Genomic DNA, 12,700 nt, shown 5'->3' with positions numbered 1-12,700 from the left:
TCCTTTAATATTAAATTTTACATATACATTCTCCATTTAAGCAACTTTTTTCGTTCATTTGTTATACATCATACACATATGATTGTTTTCGACAAAAAATCAAGATGTTTTGCGAAACTTTTTTGAACAATTTGTGAATATTTTGTGTCTATTTTGTTAATCATTTGATATAATAAGTGTAAGAAGTTGTAAACAGGAGGCGATTAAAGTGAAAAAGTTCTTACAGTTTTACTTTTTATTTAGTTCTCTGTTCTGTTTTGGAAGCGTTTTCGTTTTGTTTCTCGTAAAAGAATATTATTTCGCACCTTTGTTTTTAACATTAGGATGCTTAAATATCTTCTTATTTAAAGTCTATATCCAGCAAACTAAAAAAGTCGATCAAGCTGTTCCTACTAAACCAAAACCAACAACCTAAAAAGCCGCTCTTTTATGAGTCGGCTTTTTCTATTACCTATTATTTCGGAAACGAATGATTTGCTACCACTTCTCCAATAGGCGATTGAGTTTTTATACCTACAGGTAAAAGGGGAAACAGCAGCTCTGCTACATTATAAGCTTCTTCTAGATGTGGATAGCCAGATAAGATGAATGTATCCACTCCAATGGAATGATATTCCTTTATGCGTTTTGCTACATTTTCAGCACTCCCAACTAGTGCCGTACCAGCGCCTCCTCTAACCAATCCAACTCCAGCCCATAAATTAGGAGCTATAGTTAACTGGTCTCTTGTACCATGGTGAAGAGAAGACATTCTCTGTTGACCAACTGAATCATAACGAGCAAATGTAGCTTGTGCAGCTTGAATCGTTTTTTCATCCAGATGTTGAATTAATCTATCTGCTGCTTGCCATGCTTCCTCTTCTGTTTCACGAACAATAACATGCAAGCGGATACCAAACTTAATATCACGGCCATTTGCTTTTGTCTGAACAGCCTTTATCTTCTGTTTTACTTGTTCTACTGGTTCTCCCCAAGTTAAGTATACATCTGAATGCTGAGCTCCAACGTGCTGACCTGCTTCTGATGACCCTCCAAAATAGATAGGCGGATGTGGTTGTTGTACTGGCGGAAACAATAGCTCACTTTCTTTAACGCGAATATGACTTGCATGAAAGTTGACTTTCTCACCTTTTAATAACCTTTTCCATACCGATAGAAACTCATCAGTTACTTCATAACGCTCATTGTGATTTAAGAAAACACCATCCCCTGCAAGCTCAACTGGATCTCCTCCTGTTACAACGTTTACCAATAAGCGGCCATTTGAGATTCTGTCCAACGTCGATGTCATCCGGGCTGCTACCGTCGGTGTCATAATACCTGGACGAACGGCCACAAGGAACTTCAGACGCTCTGTTTCTGGAATTAACGATGCAGCCAACAGCCACGGGTCTTCGCAAGATTTACCAGTAGGTATAAGTACACCTTCGTATCCTAATCTATCAGCAGCTTGAGCAACTTGACGAAAATACGTATAGTCAGCTGATCTTCCTCGTTTATTTGTTCCTAAATAACGCCCATCGCCGTGAGACGGAATAAACCATAATATTTTCATAATCTTTCTCCCCTTTATTCGTTAATGTGTCCCTGTATAACTTTCTCTCCATTTCAATAACCGCTTTTCGAGCAGCCGAACAAATGAATCCGACAGTTTACCAACTACAGCAAAAATAATGATACCCACAAAAACAATATCTGTTTGAGAAAACTGTCTCGCATCCATAATCATATAACCAATACCTTCACTTGATCCCATAAGCTCTGCTACGACTAACCCTAGCCAAGCAATGCCCAGCGATAGTCTAATTCCTAACAGAATACTTGGTAAAGCAGCTGGAAGAATTAATCTTGTTACTTGCTTCCATCTGCTAAACTGTAAGATGCGAGCAACATCAAATAATTTTGAATCCACTCCTCTAATTCCTAAAAATGTGTTTACATAAATCGGAAAGAATGCTCCTTTAGCAATTAAAAGTACCTTTGACACTTCACCAAAACCAAACCACAAGATAAATAATGGAGCAACCGCTAGATGTGGTACCGTACGAAGCATTTGGATGGATGGATCCATATACGCTTCAGTTTTACTTGAAAATCCAACAATAATTCCAAAGACTAATCCAAGTCCCGCTCCAACTAAAAAACCAAGAGCAGCTCGAAAGATACTAACCTGCAAGTGGCTTGGAAGCTCTCCTGTTAGAATCAATTGTTGAAACGCGATAACAATATCTAAAGGTGTAGGCAGTACTGTACTCGATCCAATCCCCATTGAACCAATAATTTGCCATACGATTGTTAGTAGAGTTGGAAATAATAAGCCTCTCAACAAAACTTTCTTTTTATTCTGACTTTTCGATTTGGTTTTTGTTTGATTTTCTTCACTCACAACCACTCTAGGCTGAATGTGACTCGTAACAGCAGTTGATTTCTCCACTTTATTCACCTTCTTCTAGCTCTTTCAGTGCTTTTTCAATATAGCTATTGTCCACAATCTTACTCGTATCGATCTTTTTCTTAATTACGCTTAATGAATACTGAAAGTCAGCTGTTTTCTGCTGTTCAGCAATAATCTCATCTGTAATAGGTATATTTATAGGTGGGTTATTTTCCAATACTTTCCTTACGATTTTAGAATCAATTTTCTTTTCTTTGGCAAAGATTTCTACCGTTTCGTCAAAGTTTTCGTTTTGCCATACACGTGCTTTTTCATAAACTTTTAAAAAGTGTACAACTAAGTCTGGATTTTCTTTTGCAAACTTTTCCCTTACAATGGTAAAACCTGGCGAATAAATCCCTAAAGATTCTCCATTTTCTAAAACTCGAGCTCCATTTTTAATTTCTTGAACTGAAATAAACGGCTCCCAAATTGCCCATGCATCAACTGATCCATTTTCAAATGCAGGCTGTGCTTCATCAGGTTGTAGCTGTATAATTTCAACGTCATCAGGCTTTAAACCAGCTTCATCAATTGCTCGATATAAGAAGTTAAAACCACTGCTTCCTTTAGCAACCGCTACTTTTTTTCCTTTTAAGTCTTTAATTGTATTAATCTTACTACCTCGTTGTACGACAATCGCGTTCCCTTTTAATCCATCACTTGCATTTGAGATTTCTAAAAATGGAATATCAGCCCCTTGAGCAGAAATAACAGGCGAATTGCCTACTTGCCCAAAGTCTAAACGATCTGATGCAATTCCTTCAAAATGTGGCGGACCGCTCTGAAACTCTGTCCACTTTACTTTTACGCCAATCTTTTCGAATTCTTCTTCAAACCATCCTTTATTTTTAGCCAATAATAATGGGCCTAAGCTTTGTTGAATACCAATGGTAACTGTTTTCGCTTTTTGTTCTGTATTGGCTGACGATGAGCTGCATCCTGCTATGACTAATAAAGCTAAAAAAAGTACGATTAAACTTATTTTCTTCACTGTACCATTCCTCCAATTGTTTTAGTGAATACCAACTTCTTCAAACTCTTTTAATACACGGTGTCTCATTTTTTGAAAGGATTGATCAGCTTTCCTTCTTGGATAAGGCAAATCAATTGGTATTATACTGCGAACTTTTCCTGGCTTCGCACTCATAACCATTACTTTATTAGCTAAATAAATAGATTCGTCTAAGTCATGCGTCACAAAAATCATTGTCGTTTTCTTTTGGTTCCAAATCTCTAAAAGTACATCTTGTAAATGTGTACGCGTAAACGCATCTAAAGCTCCGAAAGGTTCATCCAACAACAGTACGTCTGGATTTCTTAAAAGCGCTCTAGCAATTGCTACTCGCTGAGACATTCCACCAGACAGCTCACGAGGATACGACTTTTCAAAACCTTGCAAGCGAACAATACCAATTAACTCATCTACTTTTTTACGAATCTGCTTATCTTTTAACGACAAATCTGCTGCAATATTTTCTTCAACCGTTAACCATGGAAACAAACGATGTTCTTGAAAAATCATTCCTTTTTTTAAAGATGGACCCTCAACTACCTGGCCATCGAGTTTCACGCTTCCATCAAAGTCTGTATCTAACCCTGCAATCATTTTTAACAACGTACTTTTCCCGCAACCGCTAGGGCCAATCAACGTAACAAAATCTCCTTGCTCAATATCAACAGTTACATCTTCTAACACAACAGTAAATTTATTATTATTTACAAAACGCTTTGTGATTCTTTCTAAACGTACACTCAATGATTTACCCCCTTTGTGATAAACAAACAATGTATTGCTTTTTTACAGAAACAATCCACGTAATCACCCCCAAAAAATAAGAAAAGCTCCTACCTAAAATAGGTAGAAGCTTTCGGTTGGCCGATCAGCAATTACTCAAAATAACAATCTATTCGTTTGATTATTTTGAATTTTATCACATTATTCCGATTTGTCAACTAAGATTAATAAGACTTTTCAACCTTTTTCCATTTAAAAACTTTATTTAACAATCCATAAATCATCTTTGATTCTTTTGTTAATAATGGACCAAGAATGGCTAAAATGAGTACATACAGAGCGGCAAATGGCTGTAAAATTGAAGCCAGTCCACCCGCTATACCAATATTGGCCATAATAATTGAGAACTCCCCCCGTGACACAATTGTTAACCCAATATTTGTTGATGCTTTGTGAGATAAACCACTTCTCCGACCTGCTATCATACCAGCCGTGAAATTCCCTATGATTGTTAAAACAACTGCCCCGGTTGCTAACCATGCAGCATCTAATAACGTTAAAGGATCAATACTTAATCCAAAACTAAAGAAGAAAATCGCACCAAAGAAATCTCTAAATGGAATGACTAAATGTTCAATGCGATCCCGGTGCTCCGTTTCTGAAAACACTAGGCCTAACAACAATGCTCCGATTGCTTCTGCAACGTGAATTGTTTCTGAAAATCCAGCAACAAAAAACAGCGTTGCAAATATAACAATAATAAAGATTTCATTAGAAGAAATATTTAATAGTTTGTTGAGTAAAGGCGTTGCTTTTCGAGCAACAATAAAGAACAACAGCATGTAACCAAATGCAATTAAAACCGATAGAACAGAGCTCAAGACGGATGTGTGGTCACCGAGTACAAGCCCTGACACGACGGATAAATAGACTGCTAGGAAAATATCTTCAAACATAATAATCCCTAAAATAAGTTCTGTTTCTGGATTAGCCGTTCGCTTTAAATCAACCAGAACTTTAGCAACAATTGCACTTGAAGAAATCGTAATAATACCAGCCATAATCAGTACTTCTAAAAGAGGATAACCTGTCAAGTATCCATACAACAAACCAAGACTAAAGTTAATTAAGATATAAATGGAACCACCAACGGCGATAGACCGCCCCGATTTAATTAACTTTCCCACTGAAAATTCCAACCCCAAGTAAAAGAGAAGAAATAGCACTCCAATCCTGCCCATAAAAGAGATAATTTCTTCACTTTCAATAAACTTAAAGCTTAGGTCTCCAAATTCTGGAGCATGCGGACCCACAGCCATTCCTAATAAGATTAAAAATGGAATAATAGTAAATTTTAATTTATTTGCCAAAACAGCAGCTACTGCCACTAATACTAGCGCTGTTCCTACTTCAAAAACTAAATGATCCATGGATTAAGCGCTACCTCCTTTTGAAAGAAGCTCTGCAATTAACCTTTTCAGGTTGCCTCTTTCACCAGAAATAACGAGCGTATCTCCTTCTTCAATGACGGTATCTGGACCAGGACTAGAAAGCTTTGTTTTAGGTCCTTTCATAATCGCGATAATGGTTACGTCATAATTACTACGAACATCAATATTACCAATTGTTTGATTATGAGCTTCTGCACCAGGCTCGACCTTATACCATTCAATGATAAGATCATTAAAGGCAACCTCGATTGTTTCCATCGCCTTTGGCTTATAAATCATGCCTCCTAAAATGGCAGCTAACTGTCTTGCTTCCGTATCGTTAAGCGTAATATCAAATGCGCTTTCTTCTAAGTCTCTTTTGTCAAAGTAATATACTTCACGACGACCGTCATCATGAAGAATAATGACAATACGATTTCCTTCCTGTGTATCAATCTCAAATTTCCTTCCGATACCTGGAAGCTCAGATTCTCTAATAACCATAAATAAACAGCTCCTATAAGATTAATAGTGTTTTTTTCACAGTCAATCATTTTTAAATAGAATAATTTTAAACAATAAAAGTATTGAGGTTTGGAGTTTTAAAAGTGACGTTTAATACATAAAAATGCGCACAACAAATAGCCTTATTAAACATCATTTTTTAGTAAGGTAAAAGTAGAATTTAAGTTGTTGAATGGTCAGAGGTAATTTGTTTGAAATTGTTTTGCATAAATAAAGGATTGTCGGAGAATAAAAGACTCTTTTTGACTTTCATATAGTTGAGGTTGTTCATCTTTAATAATAGGTAAAACAGGTGTATATCCCGTCTCCAATGATAAATTAAAATGCTTAGTAATTGGTTTTAAACCAGGTGAGTGCTGTACGCTTTCCGTAGGGTGATTTAAGGCTACAGTATCCACAGTAGAATATGGCTGTGTGCCATCATTGAACGAAACTGGCAAATTTCCTAAAGGTAAACCAAGCAGCATAAACAACATTATTGAAAACCATACTTTCCTCATATCTACACCTCCTTTTTTCTAAAATAGAGAAATTTTTTCTCACTATTCATTATACGGAGGATATGTTTTGTATTCAAGCGATAAGTTTCATTTATGTATATTTTTATTTATCCCAACTTTCCCTAATGATACATTCAAAGTAACTAACAAAAAGCGGGTTCCCAAAAGGGATACCCCGCTCATGTTATAATTCAAGTTCCCCCATACGAAGGAGTTCGACAACTGCTTGAGAACGCCCCTTAACTCCAAGCTTTTGCATCGCATTTGAAATGTGATTGCGCACTGTTTTCTCGCTAATGAATAGTTCACTCGCGATTTCTTTTGTTGTTTTGTCTTGTACTAGAAGTTCAAATACTTCTCTTTCACGCTTTGTCAGCAGTGGTTTAGGTTGAAACTCTTTTTCTTTCAATGTAACCCTCCTTGCCTGATCCTGAGTTGAACTATCGGATGGGTGTAAATTTAGTCACCATATCTTATGTAGGAAGTAATAAATGGGTTACTGTATTCTAAGTTTTTTTAAATAAAAAAGAGCTCCGCAGCTGGAAAAGCTGTTGAGCTCTTTTTCTATTATACTTGATCGCTACCAAAGAAGTTACGGAATGCTTGAATAGTTGTGTCTCGGTTAAGCGCTGCAATTGATGTTGTTAATGGAATACCTTTTGGGCAAGACTGCACGCAGTTTTGTGAGTTACCGCAGTTTGCAAGGCCTCCATCTTCCATGATTGCTTCTAGTCTTTCTCCTTTATTCATAGCTCCAGTTGGATGAGCATTAAATAAACGTACTTGAGAAAGTGGTGCTGGCCCGATGAAGTTTGATTTATCATTAACGTTTGGACATGCTTCTAAGCAAACCCCACACGTCATACATTTTGAAAGTTCGTATGCCCACTGACGCTTTTTCTCAGGCATACGAGGACCTGGTCCTAAGTCGTATGTTCCATCAATTGGAACCCATGCTTTTACTTTCTTTAATGAGTCAAACATTCTGCTTCGATCAACTTGTAAGTCACGAACAACAGGAAATGTCTTCATTGGCTGAAGTTGAATCGGCTGTTCTAACTTATCTACTAGAGCTGTACAAGATTGGCGCGGCTTGCCGTTGATGACCATTGAACATGCTCCACAAACCTCTTCTAAGCAGTTCATATCCCAGTTAATAGGCGTTGTTTCATTTCCGTTTGCATCAACAGGGTTACGGCGAATTTCCATTAGTGCAGAAATTACGTTCATATTTGGACGATAAGGTATCTCAAATTCTTGATTATAAGGAGCTGTCTCTGGCGAATCTTGACGAGTAATAACAAAACGAACTGTTTTTTGTGCCGTTTGTTGTGCACTCATTTAACGAACCCCCTCTTGTTGTTTTTTCGTTACTTTTTTCTCATCTTTTTTCTTTGTGTAGTCACGTTTACGTGGCTTAATTAATGACACGTCTACTTCTTCATAATGGAAAGCTGGTGCCTTTTTCTTATCAACAAATTGAGCCATTGTTGTTTTTAAGAATTCTTCATCGTTACGATCTGGGAATTCAGGCTTGTAGTGAGCGCCACGGCTTTCGTTACGATTATATGCCCCTAGCGTAACTACGCGAGAAAGCTGAAGCATATTTTGAAGCTGACGAGTAAACGTTGCACCTTGGTTACTCCATTTTGCTGTGTCGTTAATATTAATACGATCATAGCGTTCAATAAGCTCTTGAATTTTCTCATCTGTTTGTAATAGCTTGTCATTATAACGCACAACTGTCACGTTGTCAGTCATCCATTCTCCTAACTCTTTATGAAGAATATACGCGTTTTCTGTCCCATCCATTGACATAATGCTTTGCCATTTTTCTTCTTCCTGTTTTACATGTTGATCATACAGGCTTGTTGGTAGAGCATCCGCACTTTTCTCTAAACCTTTAATGTAATCAACAGCTTTTGGACCGGCAACCATACCGCCATAAATCGCTGACAGAAGTGAATTAGCACCTAAGCGATTTGCACCGTGCTGAGAATAATCACACTCGCCTGCCGCAAACAGACCTGGGATATTTGTCATTTGATCATAGTCTACCCACAGTCCGCCCATTGAATAGTGAACAGCTGGGAAGATTTTCATTGGTACTTTACGTGGGTCATCCCCCATGAATTTTTCATAAATTTCAATGATACCACCAAGCTTAATATCAAGTTCTTTTGGGTCTTTATGAGAGAGATCTAAATACACCATGTTTTCGCCGTTAATACCAAGTTTTTGCGCTACACACACATCAAATATTTCACGTGTTGCAATGTCACGAGGTACCAAGTTACCATAAGCAGGATATTTTTCTTCTAAGAAATACCAAGGTTTACCGTCTTTATATGTCCAAACACGTCCACCTTCACCACGAGCTGATTCACTCATTAAGCGAAGCTTATCGTCTCCAGGAATAGCTGTTGGATGAATTTGGATAAACTCTCCATTTGAATAGTATGCTCCTTGTTGGTACACAATTGATGCCGCTGAACCAGTATTAATAACTGAGTTCGTTGATTTTCCGAAAACAATACCAGGTCCACCTGTTGCCATGATTACCGCATCTGCAGGGAATGTTTTAATTTCCATAGACTTTAAATCTTGTGCAGTAATCCCTCGACAGGTGCGCTCGTCATCCAATACTGCCCCTAAGAACTCCCAACCTTCATACTTTGTTACGAGTCCTGCTACTTCATAACGACGAACTTGCTCATCTAGTGCATACAGAAGTTGTTGACCTGTTGTTGCGCCTGCAAAGGCCGTTCTGTGATGCTGTGTTCCTCCGAATCGTCTGAAGTCTAACAAACCTTCAGGAGTACGGTTAAACATAACACCCATACGGTCCAATAAGTGAATAATTCCTGGAGCAGCTTCACACATTGCTTTTACTGGAGGTTGATTGGCTAAAAAGTCTCCGCCGTATACCGTATCGTCAAAGTGTTCCCAAGGTGAATCTCCTTCACCTTTTGTATTTACAGCTCCGTTAATACCACCTTGAGCGCAAACTGAGTGAGATCTCTTCACTGGAACTAATGAAAACAAATCAACTTGTTTGCCAGACTCAGCAATTTTAATTGTCGCCATTAAGCCCGCTAAGCCGCCACCAACAACAATAATTCTTCCTTTACTCATTGTAACCTCACTCCTTTAAAACGTGATTTTATGCGAATGCGAATAATGTGCGTACACCTACAAATGTTAATGCGAAGAAAATCGCTAACGTTACATATGTTGAGATTCGTTGTGAGCGAGGTGTTACAGTTAACCCCCAGCTAACTCCAAATGACCATAATCCATTAGCAAAATGAAAAATTGTTGAAACAACACCCACAATGTAAAATGCCATCATACCAGGATTACTTAAAATATCCTGCATCATATTAAAATCTACTTTTTGACCAAGTGCAGCTTGAATACGTGTTTCCCAAACATGCCATGTAATAAAAATAAGCGTTATCACGCCAGATACACGTTGTAAGACAAACATCCAGTTACGGAAAAAACCGTATCTACTTACACTCGTTTTGGCAGTAAACGCAATATACAAGCCATAGATAGCATGAAATAAAATAGGTAAGAAGATAATAAAGATTTCAAGTGCGTAGCGAAAAGGTAAGCTTTCCATAAAATGAGCTGCTTGATTAAATGCTTCTTCTCCCTTTGTTGCAAAGTGGTTGACAACCAGATGTTGGACTAAAAATATGCCTACTGGTATGACACCTAGTAAAGAATGTAGTTTGCGATACTGAAACTCTTTGTTCGCCGCCATGTGCGTATACCCCCCTTAGTTAGATAAACAATGTTAGTGAAAACAAAGCTCCCGAATAAAATAAATAGATTGATACAGTAGAAAATGAAAACCTTTGCATTCTCTATTAAAATATGTGACACATCAATTTTACTCCCATCAACATAGAGCGTCAAGATAAGATGTTTAAATCTTCATTAAAATATAAATTTATGAAAAATTAAGTTTGTTAACGCTTACTGAGTTGTCGTTATAGGATTTTAGATTTTTTACACTTCTTATTGTACACCTTTATGTAACCGTTTTCTACAAAAGATTACGACTTCCTATAAAAGGATATTCATTTTATTGCACAATAATTTTTTTACGTATTTTGAAAACTTATAGACGTAACAACAACTTCAAAGGATTTGCTTGATTTATTTTTAAAAAAAGATGAGAGACCTGTGTAATTTGTATATAATAGATGTAAAGAAAGAGGGGAAAAAATGAGCAATCAACAAACTGAAACACAGCAAGAAATCGTTGAAATTGAAGAAATCGATCAAACCGATACTCCACAAGTACCTACAACTCCTTATTTTGGATACAGCTTACTTCGAGATGTGTTAATTCCAGAGCTTCTTAGCAGTGATACAAATGAAATCTCGTACTGGGCAGGAAAGCAGTTAGCACGAAAATTCCCACTTTCCTCTGTTGAAGAGATTAGCGGCTTTTTTATAAAAGCTGGTTGGGGACAATTAACCATTTTAAAAACGGAAAAATATAACATTGAAATGGAATTAACAGGTGAAGTTGTGAAGCGAAGATTTACTGAGTATCCAAATTCATCTTTTCATCTTGAAGCTGGCTTTGTTGCTGAACAAGTTCAGCAGTTAAAAAACTGCCTAACAGAAACCTATTTAACAAATAAAGAAAAAGCAGGCAAAATCCTGTTTTCAGTTCAATGGGATAAAAAAGATATCATTACACCTGAAACTAGAGCGGAAAGATATAAGAAATAAAAGCGGGCAAAGCCCGCTTTTTATTATTGAACTTGATAAATATCTTGCTCTTCTAATTCAAAAGCAGTATGTAATGTTTCTACCGCTTTGACCATTTCTTTATGTGGAACAACTGTTGATACTTTAATTTCAGATGTGCTTACCATTTTCACTTCAATTTCTTCCACAGCTAATACTTCAAACATATCAGCCGCAACGCCAGGATTTGAAATCATCCCCGAACCAACAATTGAAACTTTAGCTAAGCCACTTTCATGCTCCACTTTTTTATGACCAACTATGTCTTTTAATTGAGATAACACTGACAAAGTTGTATCCGTATCTTCTGTTTTAATAGAGAAAGAAATGGATAAACGGTTGTCTGACGTAACATTTTGAATAATGATATCTACATTGACATGTTCTTTTGCTAATGCTGTAAAAATGGTTGATAACGTCTGCTGCTCATTATTTAGCCCTTCAATGGTGACTCTTGAGATATTGTCTTCAAATGCGATTCCTCTTACTACTAAGTTTTGTTCCATTGATACTTCCTCCTCCACAATCGTTCCTCTTTCTGTTACTAAGCTTGACCTTACCTCTAGTGGCACCTGATAGTTTTTTGCAAACTCTACTGCTCGAGGATGCAATACGCCCGCCCCTAAATTTGCAAGCTCTAGCATTTCATCATATGAAATAGACTGCAGTTTACGAGCACCTTGTACGTAGCGAGGGTCAGTTGTAAACACTCCCGTTACGTCTGTATAAATATCGCACTTATCTGCTTTTAATGCTGCTGCTAAAGCAACGGCTGTTGTATCAGATCCGCCTCTGCCTAATGTTGTAATGCTGTTATCTTCTGACATTCCCTGAAACCCTGCTACAACCACAATATGATTTTTTTTCAAACGCTCTGCAATAGCTTGTTCATTAATCTTGGTGATGCGTGCATTTCCATGCTGAGCTTCCGTACAAATTCCTGCCTGCCACCCTGTATAGGACGTAGCTTCATAACCTTTTTCTTGCAGCGCCATTGTAAGAAGGGAAATCGTTACTTGCTCACCAGTTGTTAGTAGCATATCCATTTCTCGTTTACTTGGCTTACTTGTAATTTCCCCTGCCAATCTTACTAGTTCGTCTGTTGTTTTTCCCATTGCTGATACTACCACTATTACCTGGTTACCTCGCTGAACTTCTTGAATTACTCGATTGGCTACATTCTGAATTCGCTCGGTTGATCCAACAGAAGTACCACCAAATTTTTGAACGATTAATCCCATAAGTATTCTCACCCTTTCTTTTATTTTCAATATGATAAAGAGGCGATCTATTGCTTAAG

At 37.4% G+C, this 12,700-nt stretch carries 14 protein-coding genes; 2 read left to right on the top strand and 12 right to left on the bottom strand.

The genetic code is table 11. From position 1 onward, the window contains the following. Positions 1-208: 208 nt before the first annotated feature. Positions 209-415, top strand: a complete 207-nt coding sequence (locus tag V2145_RS01200; RefSeq protein ID WP_061785402.1) for a hypothetical protein — start codon at positions 209-211, stop codon at positions 413-415. Positions 416-454: 39 nt separating this feature from the next. Here V2145_RS01200 and ssuD read toward each other — a convergent pair whose 3' ends face one another. The 11 genes from ssuD to V2145_RS01145 all read right to left on the bottom strand — a co-directional run bounded on the left by ssuD (position 455) and on the right by V2145_RS01145 (position 10,399). Then, positions 455-1,555, bottom strand: a complete 1,101-nt coding sequence (ssuD, locus tag V2145_RS01195) for an FMNH2-dependent alkanesulfonate monooxygenase (RefSeq protein ID WP_311856471.1) — start codon at positions 1,553-1,555, stop codon at positions 455-457. 21 nt (positions 1,556-1,576) lie between these two features. Continuing rightward, positions 1,577-2,269, bottom strand: coding sequence for an ABC transporter permease (locus V2145_RS01190; protein WP_442956795.1), 693 nt, complete (start codon positions 2,267-2,269; stop codon positions 1,577-1,579). A 166-nt stretch (positions 2,270-2,435) separates the two neighbouring features. Next, entirely contained in the window at positions 2,436-3,428 is a 993-nt protein-coding gene (locus tag V2145_RS01185; RefSeq protein WP_311856469.1) for an aliphatic sulfonate ABC transporter substrate-binding protein, read from the bottom strand. A 21-nt stretch (positions 3,429-3,449) separates the two neighbouring features. Continuing rightward, on the bottom strand, positions 3,450-4,223 hold the full coding sequence (locus tag V2145_RS01180) for an ABC transporter ATP-binding protein (protein ID WP_397428315.1): 774 nt from the start codon (positions 4,221-4,223) through the stop codon (positions 3,450-3,452). 173 nt (positions 4,224-4,396) lie between these two features. Beyond that, positions 4,397-5,602: a cation:proton antiporter gene (locus V2145_RS01175; protein WP_311856466.1), complete on the bottom strand. Its 1,206-nt coding sequence runs from the start codon at positions 5,600-5,602 to the stop codon at positions 4,397-4,399. Between the two features lie 3 nt (positions 5,603-5,605). After that, entirely contained in the window at positions 5,606-6,106 is a 501-nt protein-coding gene (locus V2145_RS01170) for a cation:proton antiporter regulatory subunit (protein WP_311856463.1), read from the bottom strand. A gap of 197 nt (positions 6,107-6,303) precedes the next feature. After that, positions 6,304-6,627: a hypothetical protein gene (locus V2145_RS01165; protein ID WP_311856460.1), complete on the bottom strand. Its 324-nt coding sequence runs from the start codon at positions 6,625-6,627 to the stop codon at positions 6,304-6,306. Between the two features lie 184 nt (positions 6,628-6,811). Next, positions 6,812-7,036, bottom strand: a complete 225-nt coding sequence (gene gerE / locus V2145_RS01160) for a spore germination transcription factor GerE (protein ID WP_013059396.1) — start codon at positions 7,034-7,036, stop codon at positions 6,812-6,814. Positions 7,037-7,194: 158 nt separating this feature from the next. Continuing rightward, positions 7,195-7,968, bottom strand: coding sequence for a succinate dehydrogenase iron-sulfur subunit (gene sdhB / locus V2145_RS01155; RefSeq protein WP_094911836.1), 774 nt, complete (start codon positions 7,966-7,968; stop codon positions 7,195-7,197). Beyond that, complete coding sequence (gene sdhA, locus V2145_RS01150; protein WP_094911837.1) at positions 7,969-9,762, bottom strand: succinate dehydrogenase flavoprotein subunit; 1,794 nt, start codon at positions 9,760-9,762, stop codon at positions 7,969-7,971. A 28-nt stretch (positions 9,763-9,790) separates the two neighbouring features. Further along, positions 9,791-10,399: a succinate dehydrogenase cytochrome b558 subunit gene (locus V2145_RS01145; RefSeq protein ID WP_094911838.1), complete on the bottom strand. Its 609-nt coding sequence runs from the start codon at positions 10,397-10,399 to the stop codon at positions 9,791-9,793. Positions 10,400-10,866: 467 nt separating this feature from the next. Between V2145_RS01145 and V2145_RS01140 the strand changes: the two genes are divergently transcribed. Continuing rightward, the gene (locus V2145_RS01140; RefSeq protein WP_094911839.1) at positions 10,867-11,382 is read left to right on the top strand and encodes a YslB family protein; all 516 of its coding nucleotides are present in this window, start codon (positions 10,867-10,869) and stop codon (positions 11,380-11,382) included. Between the two features lie 23 nt (positions 11,383-11,405). Here V2145_RS01140 and V2145_RS01135 read toward each other — a convergent pair whose 3' ends face one another. Beyond that, positions 11,406-12,641 carry an aspartate kinase gene (locus V2145_RS01135; RefSeq protein WP_330987263.1) on the bottom strand — a complete coding sequence of 412 codons (1,236 nt, stop codon included), beginning with the start codon at positions 12,639-12,641 and terminating at the stop codon, positions 11,406-11,408. Positions 12,642-12,700 lie beyond the last annotated feature (59 nt).

Origin of the sequence: Priestia sp. GS2 (assembly GCF_036409025.1) — a bacterium.
GTDB lineage: Bacteria > Bacillota > Bacilli > Bacillales > Bacillaceae_H > Priestia > Priestia aryabhattai_A.
Note: the sequence above shows the minus strand (reverse complement) of the source record. Positions and strands in the feature narration are given on the sequence as shown.